Consider the following 22421-nt stretch of genomic DNA (forward strand, 5'->3'; position numbering starts at 1 on the left):
CGACGTTAGTTAACTATTAGGAAAAATGCTCATGGATGTAGCGTTAAAGTATAAGCAGGCTAAACAAAACAGTTTTAGAAATAAGCTAGTATTAGTCGTGCTCTGTTTTGGTAGCTTTAGCCAAACCAGCTACGCTGAATCTGAAGGTATCAATGCGGCAACACTACAACAGCAGCAGCGTCAGGAAATTAATCAGCGTTTACAAGAGCAACAAGTCAGCGGTGAGCCTATCGTGTCGCCGATTCAGATTCCTGAAATGCGCACTGAACGCTTGGAATCTAAACAAAAATTAATAGAGCTCAAGGCGATTCAAATTAATGAATCAGCACTGCTAAATAATACCGAGATTACAGAACTAGCAAGCGCTTTGATCGGAAAAAATATAAGTCTTTTCGACTTGCAAACCTTGCTTGATCAAATTAACGCTATTTACGCCAACTTAGGGCATGCAACCGCGCGCGCAATATTGCCCGCACAAACTATTGAGAACGGCCTTGTTCGAGTGCAGTTGGTTGAAGCCAAACTAGGTGACCTAAACATTAGCGGTAATCAAGCCCTCAAGAGTGAATTCGTACAGCAACGAATTCCAACGTCATCAGGGGAGGTGATCTCAGTACCGGAACTAGAGGCGGCGTTGGTTAGATTCAACCGTATTTATGACAACCAACTCGGTGCAGGTATTGCTGCAGGTAAAGAATTTGGTACAACTGATATCGATATCCAAGTGAGCGAACCCAAGCGATTTCAGTTCTCCTTTTTTCTCGACAACGCTGGACGTTATACGGTCGGAGATATCCGAGGGGGTTTAGTGGCTAGTCTCTACAACCCCTTTGGTAACAGTGACAAATTAACCTTTATAACGACTCAAAATGAAGGTGCTGAAAACTACAGTTTGTATTATACCGCCCCACTTAACCGCCACGACTTGATGCTGGATTTGATTGCTAGCAAAGGCAAAGTCAATGTGGTTGATGGTCCCTTTGAAACGCTTGATATTACTGGCGATTCTAGCGACTTTAGCATCGGGTTGAGCTATCCATTACGGGCAACCATTCAAGATTATTGGTCATTATACGGAAATGCCGCCAGCCGTAATTCCAAAAGTTACTTTAGTGGATTTGAGCAAGACGATGCAACGACAAGACTGCTGACACTCGGTATTTCAACCGAGCGCCAAACCGATAGTGGTGCATGGGTCATCGATAACTCCCTTGTCGGCGGTAGAGCAAAATCTACTGGGATTGATGAAAATAGCTTCTTCTATTATCGCGGAAGTGCTTCGCGTTTTGACCGATTTGAGTCAGGCGTAAATAGTTTTTTGAAAGCCGGACTGCAACTATCGAGCGACAAATACCTTGCCTCTAGTGAGCTATATCAAGTTGGCGGTAGTTACACCGTCCGAGGTTACTCCGAAGGTTTACTGTCAGGACACAGTGGCTATTTTGTATCGGCGGAGGTGCGTCGCCACCTTGCCGGTCAAGCTAGTGCTAGCTTCGATGTTCGCAAGCCCTACTTACAAGGACTGGTATTTGTCGACAATGGTGCCGTGGTCGAACGTGGGTTTTCAGAAGTCAAAAGCGACAGTATGCTTACCAGTGCCGGGCTAGGATTTATGTTGTCATTTGGACCATCAGTGAACATGCAGCTAGTATTGGCTCAAGGGCTACGAACAAACCTGCGAGAACTCGATGAAAAACGTCCTCGAGTTCACGCATCTCTTAACTTTGGCCCATTCTAAGGTAACTTAAGAAATTTCTTCTAAAGCTTGAGCAAGCTTGTCGACCCCGATCACCGTCAATCCTTCAATTGATTTTTTGGGACAGTTAGCACTTGGCACTATCGCGCGTTTAAAACCGTGTTTAGCCGCTTCTTGAAGACGCTCTTGCCCATTGCTGACGGGTCGAATTTCACCGGACAAGCCAACCTCTCCGAACACAACTAAATCTGCGTCAAGGGTTATGTCTCTGAAACTAGAGATCATCGCAAGTAACAAGGCCAAGTCTGCCGATGTTTCCATCACTTTGACCCCACCAACTACATTAGCGAACACATCTTGATCCGCCATTTGTACGCCTGCATGTCTATGCAACACCGCAAGCAACATCGAGATCCGATTCTGATCTAGACCAACGGCAACCCGACGCGGGTTAGCTAAAGAGCTATAGTCGACTAAGGCTTGAATTTCGACTAGCAAGGGTCTGGTTCCTTCCCAAACCACCATAACCACCGATCCTGGTGACTGTTCTTGACCTCTGGATAAAAATATCGCAGATGGATTGCTAACTTCCTTCATTCCAGTACCGGTCATTGCAAATACGCCTAGCTCATTTACTGCGCCAAAACGGTTCTTATGACCCCGTAAAGTTCGATAGCGACTGTCAGCGTCACCATCGAGCATAATCGAGCAATCGATACAGTGTTCAAGCACTTTAGGACCAGCTAAACTGCCATCTTTAGTGACATGTCCTACCATAAACATAGCGATGTGATGTTGCTTAGCAAAGCGAGTTAACCAAGCGGCGCTTTCCCGCACTTGCGATACCCCACCAGGTGCAGATTGGATATCTGCCATTTGCATCACCTGAATCGAATCAATAACCATAATTCTAGGTTTTTCGCTAAGCGCAAGATCGCTAATGCGCTCGACACTCGTTTCGGAGACCAAACGTAGCTTGTCGCGGCCTAAACCAAGCCTCTGAGCACGCAGAGCTACTTGCTGCAAGCTCTCTTCACCCGTTATATACAAAGCTGGCATATGCTCTGCTAGGCCACACATAACTTGCAGCAATAGCGTACTTTTACCAGCGCCAGGGCTGCCACCTATCAAAATGGCACTACCTGGAACCACCCCACCACCGAGAACGCGGTCAAATTCAACAAACCCGGTTGAGAAACGCGGTAGCGCTGCCAAATCTATGTTTTCTAGTGTTTGAACTTTAGACTGGGTTTCTCCGGCATAACCACTAAACTTCTCGGTTCGTGGATTGCTTGCGGCTAATCTAACTTCACTAATAGTATTCCAAGCCTTGCACTCACCACACTGCCCCTGCCACCTCGGAAAATCTGCGCCACAATCATTACAAACGAATGCTACTTTTGCCTTAGCCATCAATTATTTCTCAGTATTTAAAAGCAAGTTCCGATAACTGTTATACTGACTTCTTTGTAGTTATCATTGTTTAGGGTCGAAACCGACCCGATGTGCTACTTACTATAATGCAAATTATTGGTCTCTGATTATTCATGAATTTCAGCCAACAACAAGTCTTGATCAATAACCTTATTCCATTGGTAAACCATGCCGAATTCGATAAGGTATTTTCCAAAGCAACTTCTCAATTCAGTGCTAGTGAACGCTTTATGCTGAAAATGGAGCTTAAACGTCTATGTGCTCCCTGCCTGCGCGTTATCGATTTACGCGGAAAGGTTGACGGTGACTGTTTTGAGTTTAACTACAAAGGCCAAATTCATTACCTTGATAACATTGCTCTAAAGCGCTTTAAACAGTTGCTTGACGTCTATTCTCATATTTACAGCATGGGAATATACGAAGCTTTGCAAGCCACAGAAAACAACTTTAAAGTGATGCAACGCAACAATATAACGCCGGAGCAGGCGGCAAAGCGACGCGGAATAGAAATCCAGGTCCCAGTGTTGGACATGAACCAATATATTGGTCGCAAAGAAGAACGTGTGCTTTTGAGTTCGCCCATTACCTTGATTAGTGAATCTGGGGTAGAAATGCCAGCGATGTCTAGCAATCTATCGCTGACTGGGCTGCGAGTTCGTTTAGACCCTAAGTACCAAATAGAAAAAGGTGAACAGCTTCGAGTTCGCTTCAATGGATTGGAACAAGAATATGCCAATTCGGTACTTATCAAGGGATGTGATTATCATGTTTTAGCGAGTGAAATTCACAACAAAAAACGGGTACTAGGGCTGGTAGCAAATAACCCTAGCGATTCATTTGTAAACTTTTTGAAGTCCTTTCTTAAATCGTACCGTGGCCGCTCACGCATTGATGTTGACAACATGATCAATGCAGTTCAAATCAAAGGTTATGAACAGTTCTATATCAGTCAGGCAACAGGATTACCGCTATACTTCGATGGCAAAGGAATACTTAAGCATCAACTACGAAATCGGGTCAATACTCATATTATTTCCTATTGGAAGGATGAGCAAACCTCGCGCTTAGGGCAACTGCTAAACTCAAATAGGATTCAGGATTTACGGCGCCGAAAACAAGGCCGGGTTCTTTTTTATAGCTTTACCCACGTACATAAAGAGGTCACATCCTACTACGCAGCATCGAGCACTGAACTTGACGATGACCCAGAACTTCAACAGCTTTTTTGGGGCTTTGGCAGTCGCAAGCCTAGTTGGCGAGTCTTTCAGTTTCAATGGCACCATTGTTCTGTCGCAGACATGGCCTTTCGCAGTGCCCTCCCCCAAGTTGAGATCGAACAACAACACAATATGGCGCTTGCAGGATTAAAAGACATTAGTCTTTTTGGTATGTTGACTGACATCAGTAATCCCACTTCACTGGATATTTATCAGCGTCATTTTAATGTTGAACGAAGCCCAAACTTACTTTCACGATTTAACCTTGATAAACATGCTTCAATTCATGTAAACGATGTGGTTCACGAGTACACGCAAATGCGTAAAGAAGGTCGCTACTTGCATCAGACTGGTGTCGTTTTACATTTGGATGGTAAAGATTATCCCTGTGAAACCATGGATATCTCAAGTGCTGGTTTGCAGGTTTGTAGCCAGCAGCCAATAGTAAATATCACTACCGATAGTCAGGTTTTTATTAGCCTGAGTAGCTTTTCAAATCGGGTTAGCTCCTTTAATTTGGATAAACTCAACTATACCGTTGTCAATTGTAACCAAAGTCAGACCGTTTTTAATTTAAGAGTTCCACCTGACAATGAAAGCTTACATGATGGAAAGCGCTTTTTTACCAAGCTGATTAGAGATAACAAAGACAAGCTAGATTTGGTGCCGGAGATCGTTGCCCGTGAATCCCTATCCAGAGCTCTACGCGGTCTAGTTTCTCACTATTGCTTTAACCGCGCTTTATTCCTATCTAAGCATAATGTTCACTTCTCGGCCTGCATGCTCACACGAGGTATTGCTGCATCGAGCTTAGACCAGTTGTTTAACGTTGATGAGCTAGATAAACATGCCCACTTAAATAACTTGCTTGGGCGAGATGACTTATTCATTCACCTTGTAACACAATTACGCGAACTCAAATTACTTCAGAGCATCGACCCGCAAATTTTATACATCAGTTGTAATGATCAGGGTGAGATTTTGCAAACTCGCCAAGAGCAAGCTCTTAGCAATGCTCACAAGACTATAGAGTTTATAAAAACGGCACTTAAGCATGGCAGTGTAAGGGTTGTTGAGATTAGGGCGGTACGAACCGGACGCCCTAATCGAGCTTACTTTGACAAAGAGCTTAGTTATATCAGCAGTTATGCCATTCATCGAGCCAAGCAACTTGAAGATGAAATTTGGAGCTCATTTGCCATGTTTGAATTTGTTGATTTGACGGATGAAGTTCTGGGACAAATTAAAGCTAGTAATCGCCTGGTAAAAGCGCGATTACAATCAAAAACGCAGGCCTAGTTAACCAAGGTTCCTGCACTTAGAATAAGCAATACAGCTTCTAAATCACTGTGACGGACAGCTGCTTGTGCTTGCTCTACGACTAAAGGTTTAGCGTGGATAGCAATGCCTAAACCTGCAGTTTGCATCATCAGTAAATCATTAGCGCCGTCACCGACAGCAACAGTATGAGAGTTGGGAATCTCACATTGCGTAGCCCATTTTGCTAAGGCTGTTGCTTTGGCTTTAGCATCGACAACGTCGCCTTGAACCTTACCGCTTAGTTTTCCTTGGTCTATCTCTAACTCATTGGCATAAACAAAATCGAAACCATGGGCTTGTTGTAGGGCTTTAGCAAAGTAGGTGAAGCCACCAGATGCAATCGCGGTTTTCCAACCATGTTGCTGTAGGGCCTCGAGAAGTAGTTCCAGTCCCGGCATCAAAGGCATATTATTCGCAACCTCTTGCAGGATAGACTCAGGGGCACCTTCAAGTAATGCTACGCGCTGACGTAAGCTTTGCTCAAAGTCAATTTCACCACGCATAGCCGCTGCCGTTACTGCGCTGACCTTCTCACCTACACCAGCTAATCGCGCAATCTCATCAATACACTCAATTTGTATGGTTGTGGAGTCCATATCCATAACTAATAGACCAGGTGTATCCAGATCGGGCAAGTTGCCAAGAATCACCGCATCTAACTCCGACTTACTGCGTAACAATTTAGTTTTTAGTTCTTCAGTTGACGCACTAGTTTGGACTAAAACTGCCGTATGGCCTGCAATAGTTGCGCTTTGGTGACAATAGTTTTGATACGCATATAGCTCTAGGTCATCCCAAAGTTTTTCCAAATGCTCAAACGCAATTTGGGGGGCCCAAATAAGCAGGTATTGGCTTAAGCCCAAGGTCTCTATTTGTGCTTTATGGTCAGCATTCCAAAAGCCATGAAGCGCTTGTTTTTGTCCCCACACAGCAAGCTTACTATCGAAAGTATTGGGGGCCTGAAATTCCAAAATGCTTCTCCTTGTCATAGTTAGTCATCGTCACGATAAACGAAAACCTTCCAATTTGCGATCCGTGATTGCATCTCAAACTTAAGGTACACTGATTTTACTTTTGCGATAAGGGTTCTCTTTTGGCGACTAAGTTACGGCGTGGCTATTTTTTTAAACAAATTTTCCAATTGCTACTTGCGTTGGCCTGTGCGGCAGCGGCGACTGCGCTTTTCAACACCTTACGCAATGATGTTGAGTCCATCGTGGCACATCAAATTGAATTGCTGTCGCGCTCTGTAAGTTCAATGGCCGCTCTTAATTTAGAGAACGCACTTAAGGAAGACAATCAAGAACAGCTAACTAGTTTAATCAATGTCATTAACAGCGAATACTATATTTTCGATGCAACAATCTATAATGCCATTGGAGAAGTAGTCGTAAGTTCCGACTTAAATTTGCCATTAGAAGATATGCTTGCTATTGAAGGGGCAGCGCAAACACCGATTACAGGCTTAGGTCGCTCACAATATGTCGCTGAAATACGCGAAGACAATGGCGATAATATGGGTTTCTTGCGAATCACTGTGGAGACTCAGCTGCTTGAATCCGAAGCGACTGCGCTTATCGACCGCGACCAGCAACTCTTGTATTTAATAGTTGGGCTAGCTGTTATTGTTGGCTTTTTATTGACTCGTACTCTTTCACTGAAACGTCGTTGGGGGAGTATTAGCCGCCAAGAAGCAAAACAAACTCAGTCCGGTCAGGCAAGCCAGTTTGTTAACGCGCTGGCTAGCCGCAGTAAAAACACTGACACAAATGAAGAAGCGCCTTAACGGCGCTTCTTGTAATTGCTAATCAATTTTTCGACCCTAAATCAGTGAATCTAGTGTCATCACGATCATATCGTTAAAGGTTAACTGACGCTCTTCAGAGCTAGTTGCTTCACCGGTTCGAATATGGTCAGAAATAGTAACCACACACAGCGCAGCTTTACCACATTCTGCTGCAACACCGTATAAGCCTGCAGCTTCCATTTCAACGGCATACACATTAAGTTGCTCAAGTACGTCAAACATTTGTGGATCAGGTGTATAGAACAAATCAGCTGAGAAAATGTTCCCAACTTTGACATCAATACCATGTTTTTCGGCACTATCTACTGCATTACGCAACAATTGGTAATCAGCAATTGCAGCAAAGTCATGGCCTTTAAAGCGGCTACGGTTTACTTTGGAGTCAGTACAAGCCCCCATACCAATAATGACATCACGGACTTTAATCTTCTCGTTTACCGCACCAGCACTACCCACACGAATAATGTTTTCAACGCCATATTCCGTATACAGTTCTTTCGCATAAATGGAACAGCTTGGAATCCCCATTCCTGAACCCATAACCGAAATTCGCTTCCCTTTGTAAGTACCGGTAAAACCTAGCATGTTACGTACGTCAGTCACTTGAACCGCATCGTCCAAAAACGTTTCTGCGATGTATTTAGCGCGCAAGGGATCGCCAGGGAAAATTACGGTTTCGGCGAAATCGCCAGGTTTAGCATTAATATGTGGTGTCGCCATTGAGGCATCTCCTTAACAAATAAAAAAATGGGGCCAACGATATAGTCAAACCCCAATTGAGATCTACGCTTGAATAATACTGGTACCATAGTCAAGTTTAGGAAGGTCTAAAAATTGCGCTAAGCTTTGCCCAATATCTGCAAATGTGTCACGCAAACCAACATCTTCGGCTTCCAGTGATGGTCCATAAAATATCACTGGGATATGTTCTCTGGTGTGATCTGTACCGGGCCAGGTAGGGTCGCAACCATGGTCTGCAGTGAGCACGACAACATCGTCAGGTCCTAATTTGGCTAATAACTCAGGGATGCGCGTGTCAAAGTATTCCAGCGCTTTCGCATAGCCAGAAACATCGCGACGGTGTCCGTAGCTTGAGTCAAAATCAACAAAGTTAGTAAAAATGATGGCATCTTTATCGCTAGTACTGGCTCGTTCCATTTCGGCTAGCGTTAAATCAAATAAACCTTCAAGGCCAGTTGCTTTTACTTTGCGAGTAATGCCTTGATGAGCGTAGATATCAGCAATTTTACCAATACTGACCACTTCTCCACCGGCTTGCTCCATTTTATCAAGCAAGGTAGGAGCTGGAGGCAGAACCGAGTAATCACGACGATTACCGGTACGCTCAAAGCTGCTTTTGTCTTTACCCACAAAAGGACGCGCTATCACCCGGCCTATATTGTATTCGTCACATAATTCTCGGGCTAACTCGCACAAACTCAGCAAACGCTCTAAACCAAAGCTTTCTTCATGAGCAGCAATCTGAAAAACACTATCGGCGGAGGTGTAGAAAATTGGCTTACCCGTAGCAAGATGCTCTTCACCAAGGCGGTCCAAAATCTCAGTACCGGAAGCGTGGCAATCCCCTAAATATCCGTCCAAGCCAGCTTTTTCAACTAAAGCATCGAGTAAGGCTTTTGGAAAACTATTGGTTTTGTCACTAAAGTAACCCCAATCAAAGAGTACCGGTACGCCAGCGATTTCCCAGTGACCACTTGGCGTATCCTTGCCGCTGGACATTTCTTGAGCATAACCATACTTACCTATTGGATTTACACTTGGATCAAGTCCCGGTGGAAAAACACCACCACTACCAGCACATGCAGCGCCAAAACCCAAGCGATTAAGGTTTGGGATATTCAAGGGGCCACTACGACCTTGTTCAGCTTTACCTTGGGCACAATACTCAGCGATATGAAGCATGGTATTTGAGCCAACATCACCAAACTTGTCGGCGTCACGACTTGCGCCAATCCCGAAGGAATCCAGCATCAAAATTATTGCTCTTTTCATTATACTCTCCTGTAATGCTAAGCATTACTTTGTTGCTCAGCTTACGATCTGTTGTACCAAAGGCTGAACTTTCATCGTCTCAGCACTTGAACTAACTGTTACCGCACTTTGCGCTCGTTGCGCCGCGTTTGACCAGTCATCTTCAGATTGTGCATGCACGCTCATTAGAACATCACCAGCTTCAATATATTGTCCCAATTCAGGACACTGACTGATGCCAACACTATGGTTAATTGGTGCGTCTGGAATACTTCGTCCACCGCCTAGCGCCACAACACACAGCCCTATTTCTCGGCTATCAATACCCGTCACAAAACCAGATTGCTGAGCGATAACTGGTTTAACAACATTTGCCGTTTTTAGGTAGCGCTCTGGTTTTTCGAATAGGTCTGACGGTCCACCTAATGCGTGCACCATTTTTGCAAAGCGTTCAGCCGCTTTCCCGCTATCAATGCTGAGAGATAAGGCTGCATGCGCTTGTTCAGCAGAACTGTATAAGCCACATTGAACGAGTAATTGGGTAGCTAAAGCGAACGTTAACTGATCGGCACGACTACCTTTATGTTGACCTTGTAGATATTCCAAAGCCCAAGATATTTCTAATGCGTTTCCAGCGCTAGCAATTAAAGGCTGGTTCATATCACTTATAATAGCACTGCAAGGGCATCCTGCTGCTTTACTTACGCTAACAATGCTTTTAGCTAAAGCTTGTGCGTCTTGCGTTCTACGCATAAATGCACCATTGCCAGTTTTGACATCCATGACTAGTGCATCTAAACCTGCCGCCAGTTTTTTACTAAGGATTGAAGCGGTAATCAACGGAATGGAGTCCACCGTTGCAGTTACATCACGAATCGCATACAAACGTTTGTCGGCCGGGGCTAGTGATTGCGTTTGACCAATAATCGCAACCCCAACATCTTTCACGATGCTTTGAAAGCTCTGACGATCCGGGATCACGTTATAACCAGCTATTGATTCAAGTTTATCTAAGGTGCCGCCGGTATGGCCTAAACCACGTCCTGAAATCATTGGCACATATGCGCCACAAGCAGCCAACATAGGGCCCAGCATCAAGGAAACAAGATCCCCCACGCCGCCGGTTGAGTGTTTATCAATGACAGGGCCATTGAGCTGATAGTCTTTCCAGCTAATAGTTTCGCCGCTATCTCGCATAGCCAATGTTAGTTGGGCACTCTCGTCGGTATTCATCCCTTGAAAATATATGGCCATGGCTAATGCGCCTACTTGGGCATCGCTAATTGAATGGTCGCTAATCCCGCTTACCAAAGACTGTATGTCTTTTAAGCTTAATATGTTTCCATTGCGCTTGTGGGCAATTAATTCTTGAACCAGACTCATAAAAGCTTCCTAGTAGCCGGCTTTCGCTTGGGCGTCTCGCCCTTCAATGGTTGCTTCCAATGAAGCCAACAAGGACGATGCGCCAAATCTAAAGTGCTCTGGACTCAACCATTGTTCGCCAAGTAACTCGCTGGCCATATCCAAATAAACTTTGGCTTGCTCAGCTGACTTAACCCCACCAGCGGCTTTAAATCCACAGCTAGGGTTTAACTCTGCAATCACTTGCAGCATAACTTTGGCCGCTTCAGGTGTTGCATTTACGGGGACTTTACCGGTTGAAGTTTTGATGAAATCAGCTCCAGCTTTGATACAAATTTCACTGGCTTGGCGGATTAGCTCAGGCGTTTTCAGCTCACCACTTTCAATAATGACTTTAAGTTTTACCGCGTCACCACAGGCTTCTTTACAAGCTTTTACCAGCTCAAAACCAATACTAGAATTGCCATCTTTGAGAGCTCGCCAAGGGAAAACCACATCAACTTCGTCTGCGCCATAAGCAACAGCTGCTCGTGTTTCGGCTACCGCAATAGCGATGTCGTCATCTCCCCAAGGGAAATTAGTAACCGTGGCAATTTTAAGATCGGCTGCGCCAAGTTCACGAAGCACCTTACGTGCATGCGGAATAAATCGCGGATAAATACAAATAGCAGCAACCTCTCCGATTTGAGTACTCGCTTTTTGGCAAAGCTGAGTCACGACTTCACGAGTATCGTCATCGTTTAAGGTGGTTAAATCCATGTAGCTTAAAGATTGCTTAGCAACCGCAATTAAATCTGACATCTAAATCTCCAAAATTATTAAGTTAACTTTTTAGCAATCAATTGGCGGCGCTCAGCGTCGCTCAAAAATGCCATATTGAGTCCATTGCGCTGCAAAGTACTAATTTGTTCTTGGTTTAAAGCTAATCCGTCACTGGCTGCTGCAATACGATACTCATGTTGAATATCAATGGCGCTAACGCCAGGGTCATCGGTATTTAAGCCCACACATAAACCTTGCGCTAAAAACTGTTTTATAGGGTGAACGGCATAGTTAGCAACGGTAGAGGTATGTAAATTACTGGTTGGACACGACTCCATGCCTATTTGATGAGTGAGTAAATACTGCATGAGAGCTGGGTCTTCAATCGCTCTAACGCCATGACCAATACGCTGAGCACCTAATAGATTAATCGCGTTCCAAATACTTTGAGGGCCATCGGCTTCACCAGCATGTATCGTTATATTCAAATCACTGTTGCGTAAAGGTTTAAATAGCTCTTCAAACATAGGAGCCGGTTTGCCTAGTTCGTCGCCGGCCAAATCAATCGCGACAATATCGTTTTTATGGTTAAGCAAAGCCTCAAGTTCAATTTTGCATGCTTCTAGGCCAAACGAGCGCGACAAAATACCGATCAGTTTAACCGGAACATCAAATTGTTTACTGGCACTAGCTACGCCATCAATCACAGCTGCCACGACATCACTTGGATTCAGACGATGGCTCATTGCCATATAAGCTGGGCTAAAGCGCAACTCCGCATAATCCAAACCGCTGGTAACAATATCTTCAACGTTCTCGAATGCAACACGGTAAACAGCATCTAAATCGGCAAGCACACCGACCATTAAATCCAATTTAGATAAAAAACTAACCAAATCTGCCTCGACACCCTGCACCTGTATTAACGGTGCGAGATCGCTGACATTCGCAACTGGAAGTTTTATTGCGTGCTGTTGCGCCAATTCCCAAACGGTATTCACCCGAATATTTCCATCAAGATGGCGATGTAAATCTACAAGGGGTATTGAAGTATCAATCAAAAAACATTCCTTTGGTCGCTTGTCAAAACATAGGTTCACTATAAGTGTAGTCTGACTTAGTGGTGTTAATGACTTAATTCTATGGGCAGAACTTCACCTCAATTGTGATTCGCATCACAAAAATAAATACTATTGCATGCAAAAATGAACTCACTTACCTCATGTGTTTACTGTTCAATGCCTAGCCTGTATTTCAATTGTTGTAAAAACCCTTACTGCCTTAATTTTGCCAAGGCACATAGTCAGTCTTATCACTATCCGAGCTATCAGTTAGGGTACGCCGCACTACATTGTGAACGCTGCGATAGCTACCCTCCTCTAGTTGACGAGTCTGCAATTTTGCAATTACTCGAGCCACTAATGCTGAGGCAATTAACGCAGGATAAAATTTGCGACTGCCCAGATCAGCTTTGGTATAAGCAGCCTATAAAGCTGCAATCTTATGGTTCAACAACTTCAGGTAGGCCAAGATACCGTTGCCCACAATGTTTAAAAGTCAGCTGTAAAACTAAACTGGAGTTTAAGCAGCTCGAGCCAATTCTAGAACGCATTGTTAACCCTAACTTGCCCGATAGCACCACAAACCCTAAGCTCAATTATCAACGCCTCTCCCTTTTAGATAGTGCTTTACAAGGCTTCGCCCAAGATTTGGAGCGCCCGCTTCTTCAAGAAAACAATCAATGGGAGCTCTATACCCAAGGTCAACAATTGGAGCCCAGCAATACAGTAAAGCTTTGGGGCTTCTTAACGTGTGAATCAAAAAGTGGCTATAGTCTTATCCTTCATCACAATTGCGCTAAGCCTCATGTAAAACTGGCCCCATTAGACCCTGTGAACAAAAGTAGCGTGATTAAAACTCAGGCAGATGGCAACGCACTGACTCAAATTAAGGATCGTTATTCACAGATATTTCAACGCCAACATTTCGAAGACTTACAGTATGGAGCGAATAAAGGCCTTCGCGAATCGATACTTATTCCCGCTGCTGTATTGGCCTATGCTCATTTTGTAATTGTAGACAAAGTGTTTTCAGGAGCTGGAAACATACGCCACTACTTGGATCATGATAGCTGTTTACGTGGCGCCGCATTAATTGCGCATGCTAAACGTATCCAACAGCACCAACTAGAGTTGTACTACTTCTTGAATATCATGCAAAGTGAGCAAAGCTTGTCAGCCGAAGGAAGTTCCGTCGGTTGGTGGCGAGATCGATGGTATCCAAGCCCTACCGGAGCCCTTTGCCCTATCACGGTCGATCATCTCCTACATGCGCCTCATCCGGGCATTCAACACGCCGCACGGTTTTTTACTCATTTGAATCACAAACTCCCCCATGGGATTAGCCGCCTAAAAACCTTAAACCAGCATCTCAATATTCAACGTGTCATCTACAACTTTTGCGAGGTCGGCCCAGAAGGAACAACGGCTGCTATGCGACTAGGTCTTTATAATAGAGTTTTGACTTGGCGAGAATTATTAGGTTTAAGCTGCAACGCATAACGCTGATTAATCGAAGAAACTGGAGACCAGTGTCGAATGTGTTTATGCTAAGGCTTCGCTCGTTTTGGATAAGTAATATGCCTTGGTTTGATACACACTGCCACTTAGACTTTGACGCATTTAGTACTGATTTTCCTCAGTTCTTAACCCAATTCAAAAACGCGGGAATAACGCGCTTATTGGTACCGAGTGTCTCGCGCAGCAATTGGCAAAACGTTTTGAAATTAAACACCAAGCAGGAGATTTCAATAGCGCTAGGTTGTCATCCTTGTTTTTTACCCAGCAGTGAAAAAGAACTCACAACTGAGCTTTTCGACCTGCAAACAATATGCTTAGAGCATCAACAACAGATCGTGGCCATCGGTGAATCAGGATTCGACGGCCGCTTTCCCGAGTCAGAGGCTCAGCAACTTTTGGCATTCGAAAGTCAGATCCTCTTAGCTAAGCAACTAAAACTACCGTTGATCGTGCACAGTGTTCGTAAACACGCCCTCACCTATGAGCGACTAAAGCAACACAACTTTGACCAAGGCGGCGTGATCCACGCTTTTAGTGGCAGTTACCAACAAGCAAAACAATTTGTAGACCTCGGTTTCAAAATTGGTATAGGCGGCACAATTACCTGGCCTCGAGCCCAAAAAACAATCAAGGCAGTTAGTAAACTACCGATCGATAGCCTGGTACTGGAGACTGACGCTCCTGATATGCCTCTTTTTGGCATGCAGGGCATCGACAACAGCCCTTTGAATCTACCTAAAATATTCCATGCTTTGCACGCTATAAGATCCGAACCGCAAGATCAGCTAAAACAGCATCTTTGGCAAAATAGCCTAGACGTTTTTAGATTAAACGAGTAGTCACGAGGATAAATTCTTTATTTGATAATGATTATCATTTAAACTCTATAGTAATCCACTAGGAGTCTTTGTGATGAATGCAGAGTTAAAGCAAAATACTTCGCTTAGAATCGAAATCAGCGAACAAAAATTACAACAGTTGTTACTTGGCGGCGTGTTATGCGCATCCGAAATACGCTGTTTGAATAGTGAGACTAAACAATGTGTTCGACAAAGCTGTCTTCATGCGAGTTCGCAAAGAACTTAGTTTGCAGCTAGCGAAAACAACTTGCTTTTAAACGACTTAAACAAAGTCAAAATCAATTGTTTGAGATTGAATGGAATAATCACGAACAAAGCAATGCCTTGCTCAAAATTCGGATTAAGCTGGGTAAAGTACTTAATTTCAGGTTTTTCACTGCGCTTAAACTGAGCAATATCTTGTTCGCTGTAGTTTGTCGTGCGGCCGGTGTTAGTTAAACAACGTAGATTGTTTAAGCTGCTGACATCGCCATCAGCATTGAAGCGTTCGAAAAGCTGCTTCTCGATTAAAGTGGAGTTAGGCTTTGGCCAAACGATTGCGCTGCGTTTGGCTACCGCACGATACATCGCTGGACTTAACATAGTGTCGGCATAAAACACGGTATACCAAGGGTGTCTTAGCCAATAAGCCAATACCTTCGAGAATGAAAAAGCAAAGGTATTCCCACCTTTACGATATTGCGGATAAAAACCAGCAGAAGCTCGAATTACAACATCGCTATTCTGTCGAGAGAACACCAGTAAGCAATAACCTATAACCTGCTCTTGATCGACATAAAGTCTTAAACAGCGATCAAAGCAGTCATCAACGACAAAGTACTTTTCGAAATAATGTTGGGCATCAATGCCTTTAAAACAACTAGCAATAAGGCCTAACAAGGCGTCTTGTTGCGCTCTTTGTAGCCAACCTTGTGACTGTTTGTAATCAATATGTTTAATTTTCATCAGCTGTAGACTAAAGCATCACTAACCTTGTTACTACAGGTCATACCTGTTTAAGCAAACTTTTGAGACCCAGATCGAAGTTTATCCACGCTGTTCTGACGCATCTTGCTACCACATTTGCCAGCTTGAGCTAAGCTTATATTGACCATAAAAACAAACACTACCGACCAGATCAAGGAAATACAAATGGCTAAAACAAATCAAGAGCGCCGACGTTTTATCAAGCTAAGTGGATTTGGCTTACTCGCAATCAGCCAAGGTGGACTTTTTTCTAAGCAAGCTATTGCTGCCGAAGAATTATCACTCGATGATCCAACCGCTAAAGCCTTGCAATATACGCATACCTCGACAGTAGAAGGTAAGAACTGTGCCAACTGTCAGCATATTCAAGGAGAGGAAGGCCAAGCATGGCGTCCTTGTGCTTTGTTTCCGAATAAGCTGGTTGCCAACGAGGGATGGTGTGCTGGTTGGGTAGCAAAAGTGGGGTAAGACACAGACAAACCAATCATCAATAAATAGAGATCCATCTTGCGCTGTTATATGGATCTTTAATTTATTGTTGGCTTAAGCTGTTAAAACATGGACTAACTAAGATGATAAATACTTGGATAAATTAAGCAGCTATATAAGCAAATTCAACAACTGTTATCACAAGTTGAACATCCTATGAGCAAACGCGAGAAAGTATCGCAAAATCACCTGGACAGATAAAAAGCTTAAACGCTAGGCTTGCAATTTATTCACGATGTTCGATGATAAGATTGATGAAGTAATCCCCTTAGTTGTAATTCAAGGATATGAAATGACGAATAGTATCAAAACCGCAATAATTGCTTGCTCCACTTTACTGGTATTAAGTGCGTGTACTCAGCGGGTTAGCAACAGCGAGCAACGACAACAAGCTTCTAACCCAGCATCTGAATACTGCATTGAACAGGGTGGAACAACACAGATGTTTGAAGAGGCAGGCAAACAAGTCGGCTATTGCAACTTACCTGATGGGCGTATGGTTGATCAGTGGGAATTGTATTACCGAGAAGTTGGTGGTCAGGGCGAGTCATAGGGATTTTGTGCAGCCCATGCTAGTTTTTGTTGCTTAGTTCGTCGTTTTAACGCGCTTTCGGCTTTGCAGGCGGAGCTTCTATCGACAAATTTCTCAACACCAAGAATTGAAATTGGGGGGTTAATTTTGGTGAATTTTGCCCCCAATCCACGCTGATGCGCAGCAAATCTGCGCTCAACGTCATTGCTAGTTCCTATATACGTCAATGCATTATCGCACTGCAGTAAATAGACAAACCAGCTTTGCGTACTCATCGGTATTAGTGTTCGCGAGTTTTCAAAAACTCAACTTCAGGGTGACGCTCAACCGACAGATTTAGATTAACCATGGTTGGTGCTAAATAGCTCAGATTATCCCCACCATCGAGAGCTAAGTTGTCGTGGGCTTTATTTTTAAAGGCTTCGAGTTTTTTCTCGTCATCACAGCGGCACCAGCGTGCAGTGCTAACTGAAATACCTTCGTATACAGCTTCTACTTTATATTCAGTACGCAAGCGGTGTACAACCACATCAAACTGCAACACACCGACAGCTCCAACGATGAGGTCGTTGTTACGCATCGGTCTAAATACTTGTACCGCACCTTCTTCAGAAAGCTGGATTAAGCCCTTTTGTAGCTGTTTCTGTTTGAGTGGATCTTTAAGGCGGATCCGACGGAACATTTCCGGTGCAAAATTAGGGATACCGGTAAACTTGAGCGCTTCACCTTGACTAAAGGTGTCACCGATTTGGATGGTGCCATGGTTATGCAAGCCAATAATGTCACCGGCTATTGCAGTTTGCGCAGAAGTACGATCTCCAGCCATAAAGGTAACCGCATCTGAAATTGTCACATCTTTACCGATGCGTACATGGCGCATTTTCATACCTTTGGTATAGGTACCTGAAACAATGCGCATAAATGCAATTCGGTCACGGTGTTTAGGGTCCATATTAGCTTGAATTTTGAATACAAAGCCCGAAAACCCTTCATCTTCAGAGCTCACTTCGCGTAGTTCTGATTGACGTGATTTTGGCGGTGGAGCCCATTGAGTTAGACCATCTAACATATGGTCAACACCGAAGTTACCTAAGGCGGTTCCAAAGTAAACAGGGCTTAGTTCTCCACTTAAGAATAACTCTTCGTCAAACTCGTTTGAAGCGCCCATAACCAGTTCTAAGTCGTCACGCAGCTGAGTTGCAAGATCGTCACCAATAGCTTGATCTACATCTGGATTATTCAGACCAGAGATAACGCGTTTTTCTTGTATCTGTGAGCCTTGGCCGCTTTGATAAAGAATCACTTCATCGCGATGGATGTGGTACACACCTTTAAACTCTTTACCGCAACCGATAGGCCAAGTAATAGGAGCACACATCATCTGAAGTTCACTTTCGACTTCGTCGAGGAGTTCCATTGGGTCACGAGTTTCGCGATCCAGTTTATTCATAAAGGTGACAATAGGTGTGTCACGCAAGCGCGTCACTTCCATCAGCTTACGGGTTCGGTCTTCCACCCCTTTAGCAGCATCGATCACCATCAAGCATGAATCAACGGCGGTTAAGGTGCGATAAGTATCTTCGGAGAAATCTTCGTGTCCCGGTGTATCGAGAAGATTCACGATGCAATCTTGATAGGGGAACTGCATCACTGATGTCGTGACCGATATACCCCGTTCTTTTTCCATCTCCATCCAGTCGGACTTAGCATGGGTGGCATTACCGCGACCTTTTACCGTACCCGCTTTTTGGATCGCGCGCCCGAATAAGAGAACTTTTTCAGTAATCGTGGTTTTACCCGCATCAGGGTGGGAAATAATAGCGAAGGTTCGCCGAGACTTAATGTCTTCTAATAGTTTGGCATCTAACATGATGAGATTTCTCGATTTATGTACAGCGATATGTACACAAATAACTTGGGTAAATATCTTGCTCTAAAATTTTGCGACACTATAACAAAGAAGTCGCTTTCGATCATCGATTCATGGTGTGTTCACTACTATCACAACTAAAAACCAGCGTCTTTGTTACTTATCAGGCTCAAACGGCATGCACTTAACCATTTATCGCGTTACTTCACGTTCTAATTTATCTAGCGACTGAACAATTTGCTGGGAAAGCGGCTCTAAGCTTTTATACAAGCTCTCGGCTCTATCTTCATCAGCGTCTTCAACCGACTGAAGTATGTCGACCACAGTCTTATGCAACTGAGCATGCGGTTTCTCGATGCTTTTAAAGGTGCTGTTGTCTCCAAATAATTTCTGACCATCCCCGTAATACCATTGTCCTAAAGCACAGTCTCGATGCGAGCACGCCTGCTGCTTTGTAATGGCAGAGGTATCACCATTGAGATAAGAACGAGTTCGAGTTTTCCACGCGATATGCGCTTGTTTAGCCGTTTCAAAATCAAGCAGTGTCGCTTCTGACAACTCCAGCTCATTGATTTGCTTTTGGAGGTCTAAGGCACTTTGATTGATATCTATCGAGCTTTTTTGCAGGTTTTCACCCTCTACCTCTGTACTAGAAGCATGATTACTAATAGTTTCAATGCTGGTCGCCATCTCGGTGGCAACCACACTTTGTTGGCTTGATGCTGTGGCAATTTCAATACTCATTTGATTGATGTTTTCGACGCCCTTATTGATTTCAACGAATTGCTCTCGTGATAATGAAACCTTTTCTAGTACCTGATTTGCCGATTCATTATTTTCTTCAATCGTCGTTGCGGATTGACTAATACCAGTTGACAACTTCTCAAGCATTGTCTGAATTTCACTGGTGGCATCTTGCGTTCTTGCAGCAAGGCTTCGGACCTCATCGGCTACCACAGCAAAACCTCGACCTTGCTCCCCCGCTCGAGCCGCTTCAATCGCAGCATTTAAAGCCAGTAGATTAGTTTGTTCTGCAATGCTACTGATGGTTGTGGTGATTGAACTAATCTGAAGGCTTTCACGCGCTAGATCATTGATGTTGTCGTTGGTAGCCTTCATCTCTTGGGTGAAGCTTTCCATCATTTCTAGTGCGCTGGCAATGACTTGGTCGCTTTCTTCCACCGTTTGTTTCAAAAACTTGGTTGTTTCAGCGGTAAGATGAACATTCTCTCGAACGCCTTCAACTGTCACTGACATTTCATTCATACCCGTTGCAATCTGGGTAGTATGCGAGTTTTGCGTTTTCATACTGTGTAGAACGTCATAGCTAGTTGAAGACAATTGGTCTGCCGTTGTAATCATGCTTTTTACTGAGTCACCGACTTGCATGAACATAGCTTTGAACCTTGCTTGCACCATTTTCGTTGAAGCTAATGCCTGAAAAACCTCTCTATTTCCTTTAATATCAATAGATTGTGTAAAGTCCCCAGATGCTAAGTCTAAATTGTATTTGCGTATGAGTTCTATTTTATTGAACACCTGCTTGTGGCTATATAACCAATAGATAACTTGAAGTATTAAGGCCAACGATACGGCTAACTTCACAGTTGTTGTCGTTTCGCTTAGCAGAAGAAAGAAAAGTGGTACAGCAATAGCGATGTTAAAAATTCGATTTACAATTTTAATTGAGAGGCGCTCATACCAAGGTGACTGGGGTATTTTCAGCTCAGGCTGAGAACGCATTTTTGCGTACAACTCGCTTGCAGCTTTTTCTTGCTGTTCACTAGGTTCTGAACGAACCGACTGGTAAGCAACTATTTTACCTTTTTTAACAATCGGAGAAACAAAGGCTTCAACCCAATAATAATCACCATTTTTGCATCGGTTTTTAACCATGCCTCGCCAAGGTAAGCCAGAACGAATTGTCGACCATAAGTCTTCAAATGCTGCGGCTGGCATTTCTGGGTGACGCACAATGTTATGATCTTGGCCGATCAACTCTTCTTTGCTGTAGCCACTAATGTCTTCAAAGGCTTTGTTAATGAACTTAATTTTGCCTTGTGGATCGGTGATCGACACTAAGTCTTCTTTATTTCTGAAGCGTTGCTGTTTACTCGTAATCGGCTGATTATTTCTCATGCTAAATCCACAGTCACGGTTAAAACCATAAAAAATAGCATCACTTTGTATAACTTCTAAACTTATTCCAATGACTTAGACCAAAGCATCATCTCAAAGTACTACAAAGTTAAAAAAGTTGAACTTCAGCTTCGATCTTTGAGTGATCTTGGCAACGCGCTGATGGGTTTTATAAGAATGACACTCCGCTATGAAGCCGCAGCAACCCATTCTTGGGTTGCGGAGTTTATACCAAACCCACCAATTATTTAATCAGCCTAGTCGACTATAATCACTTATTTCAGCGTCAAAAATGGTGTCATTAGGTCAACTAATAACTGCGCTTTTTCCTTGATCCGACAATTGTATTTCGACAAATGGCTACCAATTCATTAATGGAAATGGGATTAACTAATCATGCCAAAAAAGCTCGGTATCTAAATCATCGTTTAGAACGCTTGACGATTAATTTAAGAAACACAAGTTAAAGCTTGGAAATACATTCAGTTGTATCGCTTATCTGCAGCAATAATTAAACTAGCAAGCTCTAGCATGTTTGTCGCTTCTATGTTAGGTCGTAAATACAAAGGATGATAAGGCATGCCACCGCGGTCAATATAAGCTGCTTGCATACCTGCGGATAATGCACCATGGGTATCCCAGTCATGCGTTGCAACTAAGCGCAGCTCCTCAATTGGAGCGTTAAGCTTGTTGGCAGCACATTGGTAAACCTGAGCATCAGGCTTAAAGCTACCAAACTCTTCAACACTAATAATGGCATCAAAATATTCGCTTAAACCTGCATGGCTAATTTGGGCTGAGATTAAAGCCGAAGATGAATTGGAAAAAGCCACACACTTATAGCCGGCTTCACGGAGCTTAGATAACGCTGGTTTGATATCTTGATGAGCCTCGAGATTGGCGAAGGTACTAAGGATTTGTTCTCGCCCCTCAAAGTCGTTATTCATTCCACGCGCAGCTGCTAGTTTATCTAAAGCTGCTGCAGCTAACTTCGCAAAGTCAGATTTAACATGAGTCAACGCGCATACTGTTGAACTATGTAGTAACCAAGAAAACCAAATTCCAGTGAGCGATTGGTCGCCAAAAGCGCCAGAAAACAAAGGTTTTAGGCGACTTAAATCGAGTACGGTTTCATTGATATCAAATAGTACGGTTTTTGACTGCATGTCTTCATTCTCCGTTAACGATCAACTTTCAATCCAGTGACAAAATTGCACGTATTTTGGATCCATAGTTTTAAAACTCGTGCAATTTAAGTTTTGGACAGCTTTTCAACGAGGCATTAGCTTATTACCAATGCCTAATAATAAGTGAATTAGCTCACCAAGTTATCATTATTGCTAAAACAATTACGGCAAAAATGATAGATCATAGAAGTAGTTACAAATTGTTGTTA

The 22421-nt window shown here is 43.6% G+C and carries 19 protein-coding genes; 7 read left to right on the plus strand and 12 right to left on the minus strand.

The features are described 5' to 3' along the window. Positions 1 to 31: 31 nt before the first annotated feature. Positions 32 to 1738, plus strand: a complete 1707-nt coding sequence (locus DBZ36_RS15215) for a ShlB/FhaC/HecB family hemolysin secretion/activation protein (protein ID WP_158589119.1) — start codon at positions 32 to 34, stop codon at positions 1736 to 1738. 6 nt (positions 1739 to 1744) lie between these two features. Here DBZ36_RS15215 and radA read toward each other — a convergent pair whose 3' ends face one another. Continuing rightward, positions 1745 to 3109 (minus strand): DNA repair protein RadA, encoded by a 1365-nt coding sequence (gene radA, locus DBZ36_RS15220; protein WP_120355814.1) that lies wholly within the window; start codon positions 3107 to 3109, stop codon positions 1745 to 1747. A gap of 134 nt (positions 3110 to 3243) precedes the next feature. Between radA and DBZ36_RS15225 the strand changes: the two genes are divergently transcribed. Continuing rightward, positions 3244 to 5646: a PilZ domain-containing protein gene (locus tag DBZ36_RS15225; protein WP_120355815.1), complete on the plus strand. Its 2403-nt coding sequence runs from the start codon at positions 3244 to 3246 to the stop codon at positions 5644 to 5646. Here DBZ36_RS15225 and serB read toward each other — a convergent pair. Next, positions 5643 to 6638: a phosphoserine phosphatase SerB gene (gene serB / locus DBZ36_RS15230; protein WP_233558156.1), complete on the minus strand. Its 996-nt coding sequence runs from the start codon at positions 6636 to 6638 to the stop codon at positions 5643 to 5645. The genes DBZ36_RS15225 and serB overlap by 4 nt on opposite strands. Positions 6639 to 6760: 122 nt before the next feature. Between serB and DBZ36_RS15235 the strand changes: the two genes are divergently transcribed. Next, a complete protein-coding gene (locus DBZ36_RS15235; RefSeq protein WP_120355817.1) occupies positions 6761 to 7453 on the plus strand; it encodes an AhpA/YtjB family protein in 693 nt (230 codons plus the stop codon). Positions 7454 to 7489: 36 nt separating this feature from the next. Here the strand turns inward: DBZ36_RS15235 and deoD are convergent, their stop codons facing one another. The 5 genes from deoD to add form a co-directional block, all read right to left on the minus strand. After that, positions 7490 to 8194 carry a purine-nucleoside phosphorylase gene (gene deoD / locus DBZ36_RS15240; protein ID WP_120355818.1) on the minus strand — a complete coding sequence of 235 codons (705 nt, stop codon included), beginning with the start codon at positions 8192 to 8194 and terminating at the stop codon, positions 7490 to 7492. A gap of 63 nt (positions 8195 to 8257) precedes the next feature. Beyond that, positions 8258 to 9487, minus strand: coding sequence for a phosphopentomutase (locus DBZ36_RS15245; protein ID WP_120355819.1), 1230 nt, complete (start codon positions 9485 to 9487; stop codon positions 8258 to 8260). 36 nt (positions 9488 to 9523) lie between these two features. Then, positions 9524 to 10849 (minus strand): thymidine phosphorylase, encoded by a 1326-nt coding sequence (gene deoA / locus DBZ36_RS15250; RefSeq protein WP_120355820.1) that lies wholly within the window; start codon positions 10847 to 10849, stop codon positions 9524 to 9526. 9 nt (positions 10850 to 10858) lie between these two features. Beyond that, the gene (gene deoC / locus DBZ36_RS15255) at positions 10859 to 11629 is read right to left on the minus strand and encodes a deoxyribose-phosphate aldolase (RefSeq protein ID WP_120355821.1); all 771 of its coding nucleotides are present in this window, start codon (positions 11627 to 11629) and stop codon (positions 10859 to 10861) included. Between the two features lie 17 nt (positions 11630 to 11646). Then, positions 11647 to 12651, minus strand: a complete 1005-nt coding sequence (gene add / locus DBZ36_RS15260) for an adenosine deaminase (protein WP_120355822.1) — start codon at positions 12649 to 12651, stop codon at positions 11647 to 11649. Between the two features lie 144 nt (positions 12652 to 12795). Between add and DBZ36_RS15265 the strand changes: the two genes are divergently transcribed. Together DBZ36_RS15265 and DBZ36_RS15270 are read left to right on the plus strand one after the other, a co-directional pair. After that, a complete protein-coding gene (locus DBZ36_RS15265; RefSeq protein ID WP_147395031.1) occupies positions 12796 to 14151 on the plus strand; it encodes a hypothetical protein in 1356 nt (451 codons plus the stop codon). A gap of 77 nt (positions 14152 to 14228) precedes the next feature. Further along, positions 14229 to 15008 carry a TatD family hydrolase gene (locus tag DBZ36_RS15270; RefSeq protein ID WP_120355824.1) on the plus strand — a complete coding sequence of 260 codons (780 nt, stop codon included), beginning with the start codon at positions 14229 to 14231 and terminating at the stop codon, positions 15006 to 15008. Between the two features lie 243 nt (positions 15009 to 15251). Here the strand turns inward: DBZ36_RS15270 and DBZ36_RS15275 are convergent, their stop codons facing one another. Next, positions 15252 to 15974, minus strand: a complete 723-nt coding sequence (locus DBZ36_RS15275) for a hypothetical protein (RefSeq protein ID WP_120355825.1) — start codon at positions 15972 to 15974, stop codon at positions 15252 to 15254. Between the two features lie 186 nt (positions 15975 to 16160). Here DBZ36_RS15275 and DBZ36_RS15280 point away from each other — a divergent pair, with 186 nt between their 5' ends. Both DBZ36_RS15280 and DBZ36_RS15285 read left to right on the plus strand, forming a co-directional pair. Further along, positions 16161 to 16463, plus strand: a complete 303-nt coding sequence (locus DBZ36_RS15280; RefSeq protein ID WP_120355826.1) for a high-potential iron-sulfur protein — start codon at positions 16161 to 16163, stop codon at positions 16461 to 16463. Between the two features lie 313 nt (positions 16464 to 16776). Then, positions 16777 to 17037 (plus strand): putative hemolysin, encoded by a 261-nt coding sequence (locus DBZ36_RS15285; protein ID WP_120356035.1) that lies wholly within the window; start codon positions 16777 to 16779, stop codon positions 17035 to 17037. On the opposite strand, the gene DBZ36_RS15290 is transcribed toward DBZ36_RS15285, so the two are convergent. The 4 genes from DBZ36_RS15290 to DBZ36_RS15305 form a co-directional block, all read right to left on the minus strand. Further along, on the minus strand, positions 17022 to 17291 hold the full coding sequence (locus DBZ36_RS15290; protein WP_120355827.1) for a GIY-YIG nuclease family protein: 270 nt from the start codon (positions 17289 to 17291) through the stop codon (positions 17022 to 17024). The genes DBZ36_RS15285 and DBZ36_RS15290 overlap by 16 nt on opposite strands. Before the next feature lie 5 nt (positions 17292 to 17296). After that, positions 17297 to 18886, minus strand: a complete 1590-nt coding sequence (gene prfC, locus DBZ36_RS15295) for a peptide chain release factor 3 (RefSeq protein ID WP_120355828.1) — start codon at positions 18884 to 18886, stop codon at positions 17297 to 17299. A 192-nt stretch (positions 18887 to 19078) separates the two neighbouring features. Next, the gene (locus DBZ36_RS15300) at positions 19079 to 21025 is read right to left on the minus strand and encodes a methyl-accepting chemotaxis protein (protein WP_120355829.1); all 1947 of its coding nucleotides are present in this window, start codon (positions 21023 to 21025) and stop codon (positions 19079 to 19081) included. A gap of 482 nt (positions 21026 to 21507) precedes the next feature. Next, positions 21508 to 22191 carry a haloacid dehalogenase type II gene (locus DBZ36_RS15305; protein WP_120355830.1) on the minus strand — a complete coding sequence of 228 codons (684 nt, stop codon included), beginning with the start codon at positions 22189 to 22191 and terminating at the stop codon, positions 21508 to 21510. Positions 22192 to 22421 lie beyond the last annotated feature (230 nt).

Origin of the sequence: Alginatibacterium sediminis (genome assembly GCF_003610775.1) — a bacterium.
Classification (GTDB): Bacteria; Pseudomonadota; Gammaproteobacteria; order Enterobacterales; family Celerinatantimonadaceae; genus Alginatibacterium; species Alginatibacterium sediminis.

Bases quoted from the DNA above. Each gene is read 5' to 3' on its own strand.
- deoD (WP_120355818.1), bottom strand. From the start codon at position 8,194: ATGGCGACACCACATATTAATGCTAAACCTGGCGATTTCGCCGAAACC.
- DBZ36_RS15290 (WP_120355827.1), bottom strand. From the start codon at position 17,291: ATGAGTACGCAAAGCTGGTTTGTCTATTTACTGCAGTGCGATAATGCA.
- deoC (WP_120355821.1), bottom strand. From the start codon at position 11,629: ATGTCAGATTTAATTGCGGTTGCTAAGCAATCTTTAAGCTACATGGAT.
- prfC (WP_120355828.1), bottom strand. From the start codon at position 18,886: ATGTTAGATGCCAAACTATTAGAAGACATTAAGTCTCGGCGAACCTTC.
- DBZ36_RS15215 (WP_158589119.1), top strand. From the start codon at position 32: ATGGATGTAGCGTTAAAGTATAAGCAGGCTAAACAAAACAGTTTTAGA.
- DBZ36_RS15275 (WP_120355825.1), bottom strand. From the start codon at position 15,974: ATGAAAATTAAACATATTGATTACAAACAGTCACAAGGTTGGCTACAA.
- DBZ36_RS15300 (WP_120355829.1), bottom strand. From the start codon at position 21,025: ATGAGAAATAATCAGCCGATTACGAGTAAACAGCAACGCTTCAGAAAT.
- DBZ36_RS15265 (WP_147395031.1), top strand. From the start codon at position 12,796: ATGAACTCACTTACCTCATGTGTTTACTGTTCAATGCCTAGCCTGTAT.
- radA (WP_120355814.1), bottom strand. From the start codon at position 3,109: ATGGCTAAGGCAAAAGTAGCATTCGTTTGTAATGATTGTGGCGCAGAT.
- DBZ36_RS15305 (WP_120355830.1), bottom strand. From the start codon at position 22,191: ATGCAGTCAAAAACCGTACTATTTGATATCAATGAAACCGTACTCGAT.
- DBZ36_RS15225 (WP_120355815.1), top strand. From the start codon at position 3,244: ATGAATTTCAGCCAACAACAAGTCTTGATCAATAACCTTATTCCATTG.
- DBZ36_RS15245 (WP_120355819.1), bottom strand. From the start codon at position 9,487: ATGAAAAGAGCAATAATTTTGATGCTGGATTCCTTCGGGATTGGCGCA.
- DBZ36_RS15285 (WP_120356035.1), top strand. From the start codon at position 16,777: ATGACGAATAGTATCAAAACCGCAATAATTGCTTGCTCCACTTTACTG.
- DBZ36_RS15270 (WP_120355824.1), top strand. From the start codon at position 14,229: ATGCCTTGGTTTGATACACACTGCCACTTAGACTTTGACGCATTTAGT.
- DBZ36_RS15280 (WP_120355826.1), top strand. From the start codon at position 16,161: ATGGCTAAAACAAATCAAGAGCGCCGACGTTTTATCAAGCTAAGTGGA.
- deoA (WP_120355820.1), bottom strand. From the start codon at position 10,849: ATGAGTCTGGTTCAAGAATTAATTGCCCACAAGCGCAATGGAAACATA.